The 15,327-nt window shown below is 72.4% G+C and carries 16 protein-coding genes; 12 read left to right on the top strand and 4 right to left on the bottom strand.

All coding sequences use genetic code 11. The annotated features are described in order from the left end of the window. The first annotated feature begins 17 nt into the window (after window positions 1–17). The 5 genes from hflX (at window position 18) to QMK61_RS15545 (ending at window position 5,185) form a co-directional block, all read left to right on the top strand. A complete protein-coding gene (gene hflX, locus QMK61_RS15565; protein WP_302073178.1) occupies window positions 18–1,382 on the top strand; it encodes a ribosome rescue GTPase HflX in 1,365 nt (454 codons plus the stop codon). 178 nt (window positions 1,383–1,560) lie between these two features. Next, on the top strand, window positions 1,561–2,757 hold the full coding sequence (gene hflK, locus QMK61_RS15560) for an FtsH protease activity modulator HflK (RefSeq protein ID WP_302073148.1): 1,197 nt from the start codon (window positions 1,561–1,563) through the stop codon (window positions 2,755–2,757). After that, on the top strand, window positions 2,754–3,623 hold the full coding sequence (gene hflC, locus QMK61_RS15555) for a protease modulator HflC (RefSeq protein ID WP_302073147.1): 870 nt from the start codon (window positions 2,754–2,756) through the stop codon (window positions 3,621–3,623). The genes hflK and hflC overlap by 4 nt, the downstream gene beginning before the upstream one ends. A gap of 7 nt (window positions 3,624–3,630) precedes the next feature. Then, entirely contained in the window at window positions 3,631–3,816 is a 186-nt protein-coding gene (locus QMK61_RS15550; RefSeq protein WP_302073146.1) for a DUF2065 family protein, read from the top strand. Between the two features lie 76 nt (window positions 3,817–3,892). Beyond that, a complete protein-coding gene (locus QMK61_RS15545) occupies window positions 3,893–5,185 on the top strand; it encodes an adenylosuccinate synthase (RefSeq protein WP_302073145.1) in 1,293 nt (430 codons plus the stop codon). Window positions 5,186–5,279: 94 nt separating this feature from the next. Here the strand turns inward: QMK61_RS15545 and QMK61_RS15540 are convergent, their stop codons facing one another. Both QMK61_RS15540 and QMK61_RS15535 read right to left on the bottom strand, forming a co-directional pair. Further along, window positions 5,280–6,095 (bottom strand): hypothetical protein, encoded by an 816-nt coding sequence (locus tag QMK61_RS15540; RefSeq protein ID WP_302073144.1) that lies wholly within the window; start codon window positions 6,093–6,095, stop codon window positions 5,280–5,282. 106 nt (window positions 6,096–6,201) lie between these two features. Further along, window positions 6,202–7,443, bottom strand: a complete 1,242-nt coding sequence (locus QMK61_RS15535) for a S8 family serine peptidase (RefSeq protein WP_302073143.1) — start codon at window positions 7,441–7,443, stop codon at window positions 6,202–6,204. 121 nt (window positions 7,444–7,564) lie between these two features. Here QMK61_RS15535 and QMK61_RS15530 point away from each other — a divergent pair, with 121 nt between their 5' ends. Both QMK61_RS15530 and QMK61_RS15525 read left to right on the top strand, forming a co-directional pair. After that, entirely contained in the window at window positions 7,565–8,056 is a 492-nt protein-coding gene (locus QMK61_RS15530; protein WP_302073142.1) for an RNA polymerase sigma factor, read from the top strand. Then, window positions 8,053–8,802 (top strand): NepR family anti-sigma factor, encoded by a 750-nt coding sequence (locus tag QMK61_RS15525; protein WP_302073141.1) that lies wholly within the window; start codon window positions 8,053–8,055, stop codon window positions 8,800–8,802. Before QMK61_RS15530 ends, QMK61_RS15525 begins: the two co-directional genes overlap by 4 nt. A gap of 114 nt (window positions 8,803–8,916) precedes the next feature. On the opposite strand, the gene QMK61_RS15520 is transcribed toward QMK61_RS15525, so the two are convergent. Further along, entirely contained in the window at window positions 8,917–9,429 is a 513-nt protein-coding gene (locus QMK61_RS15520; RefSeq protein ID WP_302073140.1) for a YetF domain-containing protein, read from the bottom strand. Window positions 9,430–9,554: 125 nt separating this feature from the next. Next, complete coding sequence (locus QMK61_RS15515; RefSeq protein WP_302073139.1) at window positions 9,555–10,061, bottom strand: cupin; 507 nt, start codon at window positions 10,059–10,061, stop codon at window positions 9,555–9,557. A 166-nt stretch (window positions 10,062–10,227) separates the two neighbouring features. Here QMK61_RS15515 and QMK61_RS15510 point away from each other — a divergent pair, with 166 nt between their 5' ends. The 5 genes from QMK61_RS15510 to QMK61_RS15490 all read left to right on the top strand — a co-directional run bounded on the left by QMK61_RS15510 (window position 10,228) and on the right by QMK61_RS15490 (window position 15,177). After that, window positions 10,228–10,578, top strand: a complete 351-nt coding sequence (locus QMK61_RS15510; RefSeq protein WP_302073138.1) for a hypothetical protein — start codon at window positions 10,228–10,230, stop codon at window positions 10,576–10,578. A 24-nt stretch (window positions 10,579–10,602) separates the two neighbouring features. Next, window positions 10,603–10,911 carry a hypothetical protein gene (locus QMK61_RS15505; protein WP_302073137.1) on the top strand — a complete coding sequence of 103 codons (309 nt, stop codon included), beginning with the start codon at window positions 10,603–10,605 and terminating at the stop codon, window positions 10,909–10,911. Between the two features lie 58 nt (window positions 10,912–10,969). Further along, entirely contained in the window at window positions 10,970–11,971 is a 1,002-nt protein-coding gene (locus tag QMK61_RS15500; RefSeq protein WP_302073136.1) for an SDR family oxidoreductase, read from the top strand. Between the two features lie 60 nt (window positions 11,972–12,031). Beyond that, window positions 12,032–12,361 (top strand): cold-shock protein, encoded by a 330-nt coding sequence (locus tag QMK61_RS15495; RefSeq protein ID WP_302073135.1) that lies wholly within the window; start codon window positions 12,032–12,034, stop codon window positions 12,359–12,361. A 161-nt stretch (window positions 12,362–12,522) separates the two neighbouring features. Next, complete coding sequence (locus QMK61_RS15490; RefSeq protein WP_302073134.1) at window positions 12,523–15,177, top strand: M1 family metallopeptidase; 2,655 nt, start codon at window positions 12,523–12,525, stop codon at window positions 15,175–15,177. Window positions 15,178–15,327 lie beyond the last annotated feature (150 nt).

The raw sequence follows: 15,327 nt of genomic DNA, 5'->3' as shown, positions 1-15,327 counted from the left end.
ACCGAGGTAGATCCACCCTGTTCGACAGACAAAAGAAAGGCGACCGCGCCGTCCTCGTCCTGCCGCACGCACGCGGCGAAGGCGACGCCGCGCGCCGCGCCGCCGAATTCACCGAGCTGGCGAAGTCCGCCGGCGCCGACGTGCTGGGCAGCCTCGCCGCCCGTATCGACACGCCCAACCCCCGCTACTACATCGGCACCGGCAAGGCCGACGAAGTGGCGGAGATGGCGCGTGCGCTGGGTGCCGACCTGGTGCTGGTCGACCATCTGCTGAGTCCGGTGCAGGAGCGCAACCTGGAAAAGCACCTGGGCATGCGCGTGGTCGACCGTGCGGGACTGATCCTGGACATCTTCGCCCTGCGCGCCCGCTCGCACGAAGGCAAGCTGGAAGTGGAGCTGGCCCAGCTCAAGCACCTGGCCACCCGGCTGGTGCGCGGCTGGAGCCACCTCGACACCCAGCGCGGCGGCGCCATCGGCAACCGCGGCCCTGGCGAGACCCAGCTGGAAACCGACCGCCGCCTGCTGGCCGAACGGGTGAAGCAGCTCACCCGGCGGCTGGAGAAGGTGCAGACCCAGCGTGGGCAGCAGCGCCGCGCGCGCCTGCGCAACACGGTGCCGCGGGTGGCGCTGGTGGGTTACACCAACGCCGGCAAGTCCACCTTGTTCAACGCGCTGACGGCCGGCGCCGTCTATGCCGCCGACCAGCTGTTCGCCACGCTGGACCCCACCGTGCGCCGCATCGGAGACCTGGCCTGCGGCCCGGCCGTGCTGGCGGACACCGTGGGCTTCGTGCGCGACCTGCCGCACGACCTGGTCGCCGCCTTCCGCGGCACCCTGGCCGAGGCGCGCGACGCCGACCTGCTGCTGCACGTCTGCGACGCCGCCGACGAGGAACGCGAACGGCTGGCCCGGGTGGTGGACCAGGTGCTGGAGGAGATCGGCGCCGGCGACCTGCCGCAGCTGCGGGTGATGAACAAGATCGATGCCATCCATGCCGGCGAAGACATCCAAGGCCCCACTCTTCAGGAAAGCGCGGTTTTGGGCGGCGTGGGCGAAGGACGAGTCATGCAGCCGCGCATCGACCGCGACGGCGAGGGGCGCCCGCACACGGTGTGGCTGTCCGCCGCCACCGGGGCAGGGCTGGACCTGCTGCGCCAGGCGCTGGGCGAACTGCTGGGCGGCGAGCGCGTGCGCTCGGACCTGCACCTGCCGCTGAGTGCCGGGCGCCTGCACGCACGGCTCAAGGCCGCCGGCGCGATCGCCGACGAGGCCGTGGACGAGGACGGCTGGCGCCTGCGCATCGACGCCCCGCGCAGCGTGATCGCCCCCCTGGCTGGCGGCGGCGACGATGCGATCCTGCTGCGCGAGCTGCTGGCGGGCTGACTCCCGGCGGGCTGGACGCGGCATCCGCAGGGGCGCCTCTGGTAGAATGACGGGCGTTTGTGCGCGACTCCGAGCGGGCGCGTACCCGTCCCGTCACCCGTCGCCATCATGCCCCATCCCGTCCACAGCGTTTTCCGGCCTTCGCAGCCGGCCTCCCAGCGGCCCCAAGGAGACTGACATGGCCTGGAACGAACCCGGCAACGGGCAGCGCGATCCGTGGAACAAGTCCAACCGGCCCTCCGGCGGCAAGCCGGGGCTGGATGCCGCGCTGAAGAACCTGCGCCGGCACCTGGGCAGGTTCGGCGGCGGCCGCGGCGGCCTGTTCACCATCGTGCTGGCGCTGGTGCTGGCGTGGCTGCTGCTGAGCAGCTACACCGTGGTCGGCGCCAACCAGTCCGGCGTGGTGCTGCGCTTCGGCCGCTACGCCCGCACGCTGGGCCCGGGCTTCCACTTCAAGCTGCCGCAGCCGCTGGAATCGGTGGGCAAGGTGGCCACCACCAGCGTGCGCTCGGTCACCGACCAGGTGCGCATGCTGACCAGCGACGAGAACATCATCTCGGTCAACTTCAACGTGCAGTACCAGGTGTCGGACGCGCGCAAGTTCCTGTTCGCCGCGCGCGACCCCGAGGACACCCTGCGCGAGGCCGCCGAGGCCGCGGTGCGCGCCGTGGTGGGCGCGCACACGATGGACGAGATCCTCACCGGCACCGATGCCGTCGCCGAGGCGGGGGCCGCCAATGGCGCGGCGCCCGCCAGCGTGCCAGCCGGCGCCGCCGCGGGCGGCGCGGTGGCGGCGGCCGCCTCGGCGGTGGCGTCGGCGACCGACCCGTCGCGCGACACCCTGCAGCAGCAGACCCGCGACATCCTGCAGCACACCCTGGACGGCTACGACATCGGCCTGCAGGTCACCGACGTGAGCTTCCAGAACGTGGCCCCGCCGCAGGAAGTGAAGGACGCCTTCGACGACGTCAACGCCGCGCGCGAGGACAAGCAGGGCACCGAGAACAAGGCCCGCGCCTATGCCAGCAAGGTGGTCCCGCAGGCGCGCGGCGACGCCGCCCGCATCGCGGCCGAGGCCGCCGGCTACAAGGCCTCGCGCATTGCCCGCGCGCAGGGCGACGCGCAGCGCTTCGAGCTGCTGGAGCAGCAGTACAAGGCCGCGCCCGAGGTCACCCGCCGCCGGCTGTGGCTGGAGACGATGGAGCAGGTGATGGCGAACGACCGCAAGGTGATCGACGGCTCGGGCGGACGCAACATCATCAACCTGGCGCCGGCGCGTGCCGGTGGCGGCACGACGCAGGCGCAGGGCGCCGCGGCCGCGGCCGCGAGCGCGCCGGACGACGGCGGCGACGCAGGCAAGGAGACCCAGCCATGAAGATCGCCACCGGAATCCTCGCCGTGCTGCTGGTGCTGCTCGGCTTCAACAGCGCCTACGTGGTGAGCGAGGGGCAGAGCGCGCTGGTGCTGCAGTTCGGCCGCATCGTGCGCACTGGCGACCAGCCGGGCCTGCACTTCAAGCTGCCGCTGCTGCAGCAGGTGGTGCTGCTGGACAACCGCATCCTCACCCTGGACGCGCAGCCGGAGCGCTACTTCACCTCCGAGAAGAAGAGCGTCAACGTCGACTTCTACGTGAAGTGGCGCATCGCCGACAACGCCACCTACTACCGCGCCACCAACGGCAACGAGCTGCAGGCGATCCAGCGCCTCACCCCGATCGTGAAGGACGCGCTGCGCTACGAGTTCAACGCGCGCACCCTGCAGGAACTGGTCAGCGGCGGCCGCAAGGACATCACCGCGCGCGTGCGCAGGCAGACCGACGCGGTGGCGCGCAAGAACCTGGGCATCTCGGTGGTGGACGTGCGCATCAAGCGCATCGACCTGCCCGACGAGGTCAGCGAGTCGGTCTACAAGCGCATGCGCGCCGAGCGCCTGCAACTGGCCAACGAGCTGCGTTCCACCGGCCAGCAGGTGGCTGAGACGATCCAGGCCGACGCCGACAAGCAGGGCCAGATCATCCGCGCCGACGCCGAGCGCGACGCCGCCAAGGTGCGCGGCGAAGGCGACGCCCAGGCCGCGGCGATCTACGCCCAGGCCTACGGCCAGGACCCGGAGTTCTTCGCCTTCTACCGCAGCCTGCAGGCCTACAAGAAGGCCTTCGCAGACGGCAAGGGCGTGCTGATCCTCAAGCCGGACTCGGAGTTCCTGCGCTACTTCGGCAACCCGGCGCCGGGCAAGCGCTGAGCGCGGCATGTCGCACGACCTGTACGCCGCGCTGTGCCTGGTGATGGTGATCGAGGGCCTGGTGCTGTTCGCCGCGCCGCGCGGCTGGCAGGCCATGGCGCGCGAGGCGCTGAAGCTGGAGCCGCGCACGCTGCGCGCCTTCGGTGCCCTGGCGATGGTGGCCGGCTTGCTGGTGCTGCGGCTGGTGCATTGACATCCGCGGCGGGGCGCGGCCCCGCCGAACCGTTTTCCGCGCCCCCCGATGGGGCGCATCGACGAGCGAGAAGATCATGGGCAAGTCAGTCGTAATCCTTGGTGCCCAGTGGGGCGACGAAGGCAAGGGCAAGATCGTCGACCTGCTGACCGAACGGGTCAGCGCGGTGGCGCGCTTCCAGGGCGGCCACAACGCCGGCCACACGCTGGTGATCAAGGGCAAGAAGACCGTGCTGCACCTGATCCCCTCGGGCATCCTGCGCGACGACGCGCTGTGCCTGATCGGCAACGGCGTGGTGCTGTCGCCCGAGGCGCTGATCAAGGAAGTCGCCGAGCTGGAGGCCAACGGCGTGGACGTGCGCTCGCGCGTGAAGATCAGCCCGGCCACGCCGCTGATCATGCCGTACCACATCGCCGTCGACAAAGCGCGCGAGGCCGCCGCCGGCAAGGGCGCCATCGGCACCACCGGCCGCGGCATCGGCCCGGCCTACGAGGACAAGGTGGCGCGCCGCTCGATCCGCGTGGCCGACCTGATGTACCCGCACGAGCTGCCCGCGCTGCTGAAGAGCGCGGTGGACTACCACAACTTCATCCTCACCCAGTGGCTGAAGGCCGAGCCGGTGGACTACGACGCCGTGCTGAAGGACGCGCTGGCCTGGGGCGAGTACATCAAGCCGCTGGTGGACGACGTGGCCACCATCCTGCACGACGTGCGTAGGGACGGCGGCAACATCCTGTACGAGGGCGCGCAGGGCGCGCTGCTCGACATCGACCACGGCACCTATCCCTACGTCACCTCGTCCAACACCACCGTCGGCGGCGCGCTGGCCGGCACCGGCGTGGGCGCGCACGACATCGACTACGTGCTGGGCATCTGCAAGGCCTACGCCACACGCGTGGGCGGCGGCCCGTTCCCCACCGAGCTGCACGACGAGATGGGCGAACGCCTGCGCAAGGTCGGCAACGAGTTCGGCGCCAGCACCGGCCGTCCGCGCCGCTGCGGCTGGATCGACCTGGTCGCGCTGAAGCGCGCGGTGCAGATCAACGGCATCAACGGCTTGGCCATCACCAAGCTTGACGTGCTCGACGGCCTGCCCACGATCAAGGTGTGCATCGCCTACGAATACCGCGGCAAGCGCCGCGAGCTGGCGCCGCTGGACGCCGACGGCTGGGCCGAGTGCAAGCCGGTGTACCTGGAGTTCCCGGGCTGGGAGGAGTCCACCGCCGGCATCCGCGACTGGAACAAGCTGCCCGCCGCCGCCCGCGCCTACCTGCGTGCGGTGGAGGAGCTGTCCGGCTGCAAGCTGTCGATCGTCGCCACCGGCGCCGACCGCGACGACACCATCGTGCTGGACGACCCGTTCGCCTGACCCTCCCGGCTGCCGGGACGCGCGACGAAGAAGGCCCCGCATGCGGGCCTTCTTCGTTTCCACGCCACCCGCCGGGGCGGCGCGGCCCGGGGACTCAATGCCCCCGCGTGTCCGCAGCCGCACTGCCGTTGGCCTGCGCCGAAGCGGAGACGCCGCCGCCGAACGAGCCGCTGGCACGGGCCTGGCCGTTGGCCGAGCCGTCCGCGCCGGCGCCTGAGCCGGTGCTGGTGTTGCCGTTGCCGCCGGCGCTGCCCGAGCCCGAGGCATCGGCTGCCGGGCTGCCGGCGGCGACGGGCTGGCTGCCTGCGCCGTTCGCCGCGGACGAGGCCGCGCCCTGCGCCGCGCCGCCAGCCAGCGAGCCCAGCGAGCGGGCCGCGGACGTGCCCCTGGCGGCGAGCTCCCGGCTCCTGCCGATGCCAGCCTGGGCGGCATCGTCGGCGTCCGCGCGGGCGTTGCCGGCTGCATCCTGCGCGCGGCCCAGCGCGTTCCCGATGCCCTGTCCGGCCGTCTCGACGTCCGAACGTCCCTGGCCGGCGGCAGCGCCCGCGACGGTGCCCGCGGCGGAACCGTCGAGGCTGCCGGAAGCGGACGCGCTGCCGTTGGCATCGGCATGGCCGTCCGCCTGGTCCGCGGCCTGCGTTGCGGTTTGCTTCGCCTGCCTCACGGCCGCCGCGGCGTGCTGGTGCAGGCGCTGCGCACGTTGCGTGATCGAGGCGGCATCGACGCGAGGCGCGATGAGGCCGCCCACGCCCGGACCTGCGTGGTCGATCGGGCCGATCCTGCCGGCGATGCCGCCGGCGAGCGAGCCGCCCACCACCTGGGCATGGGCGCCGGTCATCGCGGCCAGGGCGAGCACGCCGCCGCACAGGGCGATGCCGAGGGTCTTGTTGCTGAGGGTCGTGTTGCGCATGTCGGGACCTCCTGCCGGCGGCGAATCCGCGGCTTCCAGGGGCCATTACGCGCGGCACCGGGGCATCCTTCCATGGCGGCCGGCGCGGGTTGCCCCGCGTTCAGCTTCAGGGCGACAGCAGGCCGTGGCCGCAGCGCGCGCCGCCATCCCCGGCATCGAGCGGGCGGGCCTCGCCGATCAGGCGCCGCAGTACCCGGGCCGCGGCTTCCGGCCCGGGGGCGTCCAGCACGTGGGCGGCCTTGCGTGCCACGACGGGTGCCGCGAACGAAGTGCCGCGCAGCATGTCCTGGCCGCTGCCGACCACGCCGGGCGCGCAAAAGGCCACCTGCGTGCCGCTCGCGGATTCGGGCAGCACGTGGCCGCGCGCATCGACGGCGCCGACGCCGATCACGCCGGGATAGGCCGCCGGGAACAACGGCGGCGCCGCGGGTCCATCGTTGCCGGCGGCGCCGACCAGTACATGGCCGCGCGCGACCATCGCCTGCACCGCGCGCGCGAGCACCGGGTTGTCCGGGCCGACCAGGCTGATGTTGATCACCGGCACGCGTTCGCGGTCCAGCCATGCGAGTGCGTCCACCAGGCGGGAGGTGGCGCCGCCGACCTCGTCGCCGCACCACAGGTCGGCGGCGTACAGGGTGTCCGCGTCGCCGTCGACGAGGCGCGCGGCGATAGCCGTGCCATGCCGCGAGGCTGCCGGCGCGCCGCAGCCATGCGCTTCGACGCGCGCGCGCGCCAGCGCGGGGTTGGTCGGGTCGACCCCGCCGTCGACCATTCCCACGCTGCGTGCCGGCATGGCAGGCGCGGGCGCGTCCGTCGCGTCCGCCGTGCCGGCGTCGCCCGCGGGAAGGTAGAGATGCTGGTAGGTGAGCGTGGCATCCGGCGCGGCCTTGCGCAGGGCGCGCATGGCTTTGCGCGTGCCGCGCCCGCGGGTGTCGTGCAGCACCGCCAGGTCCAGCCCCAGCGCCGCGTCCGCCGCGGCGTCGCGATCCACGGTGAAACCCTGCGCCCGCACGGCGTCGACTTGGGCATCCGAAAGACCGATGGCGAGGAACTCGCCGCGCAGGACCGGTGCGCCCCGGGGATCGACGGCGACGCGCCGGCGCTGCCTGCGCAGCAGCGCGTCGACCTGCGCTTTCAGGCCGAGGGGCAGCGTCCGCCGCAGCAGGTCGCCGGCACTCTGCAGGCTGCCTGGCATCGCGCCGGGCAGGGGCGTCGCCGGAACCGGCAGGGTCGGCAGCTGCCGCTGCACCGGGCCGAGCACCTGCGCTTTCGCGGGGGTGCTCCCGGCCAGTGCGAGCGCGATGGCCAGCACCGGAACGGACAGCGCGGAAGCACGACGCAGGGACATCGCCGGGTACCTCGGAAGCGATGGGGCCGGATGCTAGCATGGGCCCGCTTTACGCCCTCGAACCGCGCCGGCGCGACCGGGGGAAGGAATCCACCCCTCCAGACGTAGTGGAAGGTGATGCGTGAATCCGAGCGATGCCGTGCGCGAGGGGCTGATCGCACTGCTGCCGCGCCTGCGGCGCCTGGCGCGGGTGCTGGCAGGGCAGGCGGCCGACGCCGACGACCTGGTGCAGGTGGTGCTGGAACGCGCGCTGGCCCGGTCCGCGCAGTGGCGGCCGGACGCCGCGCTGGACAAATGGGTGTTCGCGATCGCGCGCAATGCCTGGCGGGACGAATTGCGCGCGCGCGGCAGGGCGCAGCACCTGTTCGCGCCCGAAGAAGCCGGTGAGGCGGTGGCCGACGGCGGCGAGGCGCGGCATGCGCAGCGGATGGAACTGGCGCAGGCGCTGGCGATGCTGCCGCCGGACCATCGCGAGGTGGTGGCGCTGGTGCTGGTCGAGGGCCTGTCCTACGACGAGGCCGCCGCGTTGCTGGAGGTCCCGGCGGGAACCGTCACCAGCCGGCTGGCCCGCGCCCGCGCCGCCCTGCAGGCGCAGCTTGGGAACGATGCATGAACCCGATCGACGACGACATCCTGCAGGCCTACGTGGACGGCGCGCTCGGCGCGGCGGACGCCGCGCGCGTCGATGCCGCGCTGGCGCAGGACGAGGCGCTGGTCCGCCGCGTGCGGCAGATGCGGGCCCTGGACGCGCAACTGCGGGCCGCGTTCGACCCGGTGCTGGACGAGCCGGTGCCGGCGCGCCTTTCCGCCCTGCTGCAGCCGCGGGCCGCCCCTGCCGTTGTTCCACTGGCGGTACCGGAGGGCGGGCGTGGCGCGAACCCCGTCCGCCGTCGTGCGCCTCGTCGCTGGCTGATGCCGGGCGCCGCGCTGGCAGCGTCGGTGGCGCTGTTCGTCGCCGGCCTGTGGTGGTGGCATGCCGGCAACGGCATGGTGCGCATGCGGAACGGCGAGCCCTATGCCGCCGGCGTCCTCGACCGTGCACTGGGCCACGCGCTGGCGAGCGAACCGGACGCGCGTGCCGCGGTCGCGATCGGCCTGAGTTTCCGCGCCAACGACGGACGCATCTGCCGCACCTTCACCGTCCGCACGCCACCGGCGCGCGCCGGGCTGGCCTGCCACACGGCGGCGGGCTGGGAACTGCCCGTGCTGGGCCCGGCGGCTCCGGCCGAAGGCGGCGAGCTGCGCCAGGCCGCGAGCGACCTGCCGCCCGCGGTCCAGGCCGCGGTCGACACCCGCTTGCGCGGCAACGTCTTCGACGCGCGGCAGGAACGCGCGGCCAGGGCGGCGGGCTGGCACTGAACCGGGGCCGTGCCGGCGGCAGGCGGGACGGGTCGACGTGCGGCGATCCGCTCACTTGGGCGGGCGGAGATGGCGGCGGAGATCCAGAGACAGCTCGCCGGCCTTCGCATCCACTCATGCACGCGGCGGGCCGGTCGACGTTTGCGTATCGCGCGGCGCGCGGCGGATCAGCGTGATCTTGCCGTTCGGCTCCAGCCGCGCCAGCAGCACGGTGGATTCGTCCTCCAGGCCCGCGGCGTGCAGTTCGCGCTCGAATTCGGGATCGCCGATGTCGTGGCGGCGCAGCGCCGCCGGGTCGCGCCGGCCCCGGCGCGCCAGCACCGCCGGCGAGCCGCCCACCAGCCGGTTGAAGGCCAGCCAGCGCGCGCCCAGCCAGCCGAACGCCTTGTTCACCAGCAGGATCGCCGCCACCGCGATCAGCGGGCCGATCAGCGAAGCATCCTTGCCCACGATGGCGGTGCGCAGCGAGCCGCCCACCACGATCAGCACCACGATGTTGAATGGCGACAGGTCGCCGAACGAGCGCTTGCCGGACAGGCGCAGCATCGCCAGCACCGCCAGGTACACCACCACGCCGCGCAGCGCGAACATCCACCAGGGCAGGGCGAGATCGAACAGTTCGCGCATGGCCGTCCTCCATCGTGGCGCCGGCGTCCCGGCATGGCGCGGCCTGCGGGCGTGCGGGTGCCGTGCGGCGGCCTGGCCGCCGGGCGCGCGTGCGTGAGCGTTCCGCCGGCGCCGTGGAGGAAGCGTCAGGGAGGCGTCCACGCCTTCGTCAGCGCGCCGCCACGCCCTTCCACCGGGTCGCTGGCAGGGAAGGGCAGTTCCGCGATGCGCCGGCGCGTTGCCTCGTCCGGCGCGTGGCGGCAGATGTCCCAGTCCTGGTCCGGCGGATAGGCGCCGACCACCAGGAAGCCTTCGCCGGCATGCATCCGGCAATGCCCGGTGCCGGCGGGCAGCACCGCCACGTCACCGGCGCGCACGTCGACCTCGCGCCCGCCCGGGCCGCCCAGCACCAGCGTGGCCTCGCCGCGCGCGAAACCCAGCACCTCGTGCGCGGTGGAATGGTAGTGGTGGAAGCCGTACACGCCGTCGCGCCAGCGCGGCGGCCAGCCGTGGCGGCGGAACATCGTCTCGAACGCGGCGGCGGCGTCCTCGCTGCCCGGACCCTCCAGCACGGCGCGGTACAGCAGCACCGGCAACCGCGGGTGGTTGGGCACCCAGTCGCGGGGTTCGAGCAGGAAGGTCTCGGGTTTCATCGCCAGGTCTCCCGGACAGGTTCGCCACGCGCACGCTAGCGCGTCGGCGGCAAGCGCCGGTGAAAGCGGCGGCAAGGCGATGCGGCGCGCATCGTCGCGCTTTTTCCACGCGCCGCCGACCCGCGGCGACGCAGGATCGCCGCGAGCCACACACGGACACGAAGCCATGGGCCATGACACGGGTTCCCGCCACGACACGCCGCCGGTGATGCCGCCGACCGAACACGCATTGCACGCCGAGGGCGGCACCGGCGGCCGCAGCGGCACCGGGCAGGCGCAGCCGCATCACGGCTACGACGAACGCGAAGGTCGCAACGCGCTGGGCCAGCCGGTCGATCCGGACAGCGAACTGCCGCCGGCGCCCACCGGCCCGGGCTACCAGAGTGGCGGCAGCGGCCAGGACCGCGAGCCGCAGGTGCACGAACGCAAGACCGGCGGCCTGGGCGACCACGCTGGGCGCGACCCGCGCGGCGCCGCCGATCCCGCGCCGGGCGTGCCGGTGGAGCGCGGACGTTGAGCCGGCCGGCGGCGAGGAGACGACATGCACGACGAAACCGAAGGCAAGACCGCCGGCCGCAACACGCAGAGCCAGGGCGGCATCGGTCGCGAGGCGGCGCAGCGCGCGCGCCGGCATCCGGATCCGGCGGCGGGCGGTCCCGGCGATCCCCGTGGCGGGCATGTCCCGGTGCCGGGGCCGTCGCTGGACGAAGGCGGCGGCGATCGCGGCGTGACCGGCTTCACGGGCGACGACGGGGGGCACGTGCCGGCCGACGCGCAGGGACGGCCGGCCCCGCTGCAGCCCGGCCAGGCAGCCAAGGGCGGCACGCGCGGCGCCGGTCGGTGCCGGTAGACCCGGTGGCAGCTGCGGCCACGCCGCTGGCATGAATGGCAGACTCCCGGAGAAACGCATGCACGACCATCCCCATTCCTCCTCGCGCCGGCGCCTGATGCAGGGTGCCTCGATCGGCTTGGCGGCCACCTTGGCCGCGCCCGTGCTGGGCCATGCCGGTGGTGGTGGCGGCTCCGCCCCGGCGCCGCACGATCCGCGCGAGGGCTACCCCAAGCCTCCGTTCGATCCACAGCCGCAACCCTGGCCCGGCCTGGCCTCGAAGATGACGCCGAAGCCCGACCACGGCGAGGCCAGCTACCGCGGCAGCGGCAAGCTGGCCGGGCGCAAGGCGCTGATCACCGGCGGCGACTCCGGCATCGGGCGCGCGGCCGCCATCGCCTATGCGCGCGAAGGCGCGGACGTGGCGATCGGCTACCTGCCGGCCGAGGAAGAGGACGCCCGGGAAGTGCTGCACCTGATCTGCGAGGCCGGGCGCAAGGCCTTGCCGCTGCCCGGCGACATCCGCGACGAGGGCTTCTGCAAGGCGATGGTGGAGAAGGCCGTGCAGGGCCTGGGCGGGCTGGACATCCTGGTCAACAACGCGGCCCGCCAGCACAGCCACGACTCCATCCTCGAGCTGAGCACCGAGGACTTCGACTGGACGATGAAGACCAACCTCTACGGCATGTTCTGGATCACCCGGGCGGCGTTGCCGCACATGCCGCCGGGCGCGGCGATCGTCAACACCGCCTCGGTGAACGCCTACGACCCGTCGGAGAACCTGCTCGACTACTCGATGACCAAGGGCGCCATCGTGCTGTTCACCAAGGCGCTGGCGAAGCAGGCGATCAGGCGCGGGGTGCGCGTGAACGCGGTGGCGCCCGGGCCGTTCTGGACGCCGCTGCAGGTCTCCGGCGGGCAGACCGCGGAGAACGTGCGCAAGTTCGGCGGCGACACGCCGATGACCCGCCCCGGCCAGCCGGCCGAGCTGGCGCCGGTCTATGTGCTGCTGGCCTCCAGCGAGGCCAGCTACGTCACCGGCCAGGTGTATGGCGCGTCGGGCGGCAAGGGCCAGCCCTGAAGTGCGCGTGCCCGCCGTGGCCGCTAGCATCCGCGGCAGTGGACGGCGGAAGGGGTGGCCATGGCGCGCGACGAAGGGCTGGAGGCATTGCTGGAGGACGAACTGGCCGGCGAGCCGGACCTGGTCGTGAAACCGATGTTCGGCGGCCGTGCCTGGCTGCTGCACGGCCACCTGCTGTGCGGCGCGCGCCACGACGGCATCCTGTTCCGCCTCGGCAGGGGACGCGATGGCTGGGCGCTGGCCGTGGCCGGCGTCGCGCCGATGTTCTCGCGCGACCGGCGCATGGAGGGCTGGGTGCGCGCCACGCCTGAAGCCTGTGGCGACGATACCCTGCGCCGGCGCCTGCTGGATGCGGCCCTGGCCTTCGTCGCGACTCTGCCGCCGAAATAGCCGCTGCGTCCCCGGTTCATGACTTCCGGCGCTGTCGGTGCCGCGCCGCAGGCGCCACCATCGCGCGCAGGGGAGGCGGCATGTCCGCCCGTCCACGATCTGCCCGGCATGCGGCGCTGGCCGCGCGTCGGGCTTTGTCCTGACCCAAGGAGAGGTTTTCCATGCGCAAGCCCCTGGTTTCCGCGATCGCGCTGGCGTTCGCCGTGTCCGCCGGCGGTGTGCTGGCGATGCCGGCGCAGCCGGCCGCCACCGAGTCGTCGCTCGCCCCCACCCAGTTGCCGCGCAGCGTGCGGCCCACGCATTACGACGTGAGCATCGTGCCGCATGCGGACAAGCTGGACTTCGACGGCAAGGTGACGGTGGACGTCGAGGTGCTGAAGCCCACGACCAGCATCACGCTGAACGCGCTGGGCATGACGTTCTCCGCGGTGACGCTGGCGCCGGCCGCGGGCAAGGGCGGTACCGCCACGGCCAAGGTGACGCTGGACGAGAAAGCGCAGACCGCTACCTTCACCTTCGCCAAGGCCATTGCGCCGGGCCGCTACAGGCTGGCGATGGACTACGTCGGCACCATCGGCACCCAGGCCAACGGCCTGTTCGCCATCGACTACCCGACCGACGCCGGCCAGAAGCGCGCGCTGTACACCCAGTTCGAGAACTCCGACGCGCGCCGCTTCATTCCCTCGTGGGACGAGCCGGCCTACAAGGCCACGTTCGACCTCTCGGTCACCGTGCCCGCCGGCGAGATGGCGGTGAGCAACATGCCGGTGGCGTCGAAGGTCGACGCCGGCCATGGCCTGGAGAAAGTGACCTTCCGGACCACGCCGAAGATGTCCACCTACCTGCTGTTCTTCGGCCTGGGCGATTTCGACCGCGCCACCACCAGCTCCGACGGCACCGAGATCGGCGTGGTGATGCAGAAGGGCAAGGCGGCGCAGGCGAAGTTTGCGCTGGACTCGGCCAAGGCGGTGCTGCACGACTACAACGAGTACTTCGGCATCAAGTACCCGTTGCCGAAGCTGGACAACATCGCCGCGCCCGGCAGCAGCCAGTTCTTCTCGGCGATGGAGAACTGGGGCGCGATCTTCACCTTCGAATACGCCATGCTGCTCGATCCCTCGATCTCCACCCAGGGCGACAAGATGGAGGTGTTCGGCACCGCCGCGCACGAGATGGCGCACCAGTGGTTCGGCGACCTGGTGACCATGAACTGGTGGGACAACCTGTGGCTCAACGAGGGCTTCGCCTCGTGGATGGCCGAGCGCGAGACCGAGAAGCGCCACCCCGAGTGGAACACCGTGCTGGACACCGTGGGCGTGCGCGAGGGCGCGATGTCGCGCGATGCGGTGGCCACCACGCACCCGATCGTGCAGAAGATCGACACGGTGGAGCAGGCCAGCCAGGCCTTCGACACCATCACCTACTCGAAGGGCGAGGCGGTGATCCGCATGCTGGAGGCCTACGTGGGCCCCGAGGCCTGGCGCCAGGGCGTGCACAACTACCTGAAGGCCCATGCCTACGGCAATACGGTATCGGACGACCTGTGGCACGCGATGGACGGCGTGGCCGGCGGCAAGCCGATCACCCAGGTGGCGCACGACTTCACCCTGCAGCCGGGCGTGCCGCTGATCAAGGTGGACTCGGCGGTGTGCAATGGCGGCCAGACCACCGTCAAGCTGACCCAGGGCGAGTTCACCAAGGACCGGCCGGGCAAGCAGCCGTTGCGCTGGCACGTGCCGGTGATCGCCGGGACGCTGGGCAGCCAGCCCGTGAGCGCGCTGGTGGACGGCCAGGCCACGATGAAGCTGCCCGGCTGCGGCCCGGTGCTGGTGAACGCGGGGCAGAGCGGCTACTACCGCACGCTGTACGCGCCCGCGCAGCTCGCTGCGCTGAAGCAGGACTTCGGCAAGCTGGCGCCGATCGACCAGCTCGGCCTGATGAGCGACAGCTGGGCCGAGGGCATGGCCGGCCTGCAGCCGGTGTCGGACTACCTCGACATGGCCAGGGCCACGCCGGCGAATGCCGCCCCGGAGATCTGGGCCGAGGTGGCCGGCAGCCTGGCCGGGCTGGACGAGTACTACCGCGGCGACGAGGCGCGCCAGCAGCGCTTCCGCGCCTATGCGACCGGGCTGCTCGAGCCGGTGTTCGCGCGCGTGGGCTGGGAGGCGAAGCCGGGCGAGAGCACGTCCACCACGCTGCTGCGCACGCAATTGATCGGCACCCTCGCCAGGCTGGGCGACAGGAACGTGCTCGACGAGGTGCGCCGCCGCTACGACGCGCAGGCCACCGATCCGAAGGCGGTGCCGGCGGCCCTGCGCAAGACCATCCTGGCCATCGTGGCACAGCATGCCGACGCGGCCACCTGGGACAAGCTGCACGCCCAGGCCCAGGCCGAGAAGTCGCCGATGATCAAGGACCGCCTGTACCGCCTGCTGGCCGTCGCGGAAGACAAGGCGCTGGCCCGGCGCGCGCTGGACCTGGCGCTCACCCCGGAGCCGGGCGCCACCAACAGCGCCGGCATGATCGCCAGCGTGGCCTGGCGCCATCCGGAGATGGCCTACGACTTCGCCATGGCGCATCGCGCCCAGGTGGACAAGCTGGTCGATTCCACCTCCAGCAGCCGCTTCTACCCGGCGCTGGGCGGCAGCTCGTTCGACCCGGCGATGATCGGCAAGATCCAGGCCTACGAGGCCACCATCGCGCCCGGCGCGCGCCGCCCCGCGGAGACCGTGATCGCCAACATCAAGTACCGCATGATGGTGCGCAAGGATCGCCTGCCGGCGGTGGACGCCTGGCTGGCGAAGCACGGCGGCTGAGGCAGGGCCGGACCGCACTCCGGTGGTCCGCACGAAAAACCCCGGGGAGACCCTAATGCCAGTCAGTTAAGGCATTGACGAAGCCGGAATGACCCGAGAGGCTCATGGTTTTCCATGAGCCTCTTGCTTGATGACTGCCCTGCAAACCCA

The organism is Fulvimonas sp. R45, assembly GCF_030504985.1.
Lineage (GTDB): Bacteria > Pseudomonadota > Gammaproteobacteria > Xanthomonadales > Rhodanobacteraceae > Rhodanobacter_A.
Note: the sequence above shows the minus strand (reverse complement) of the source record. Positions and strands in the feature narration are given on the sequence as shown.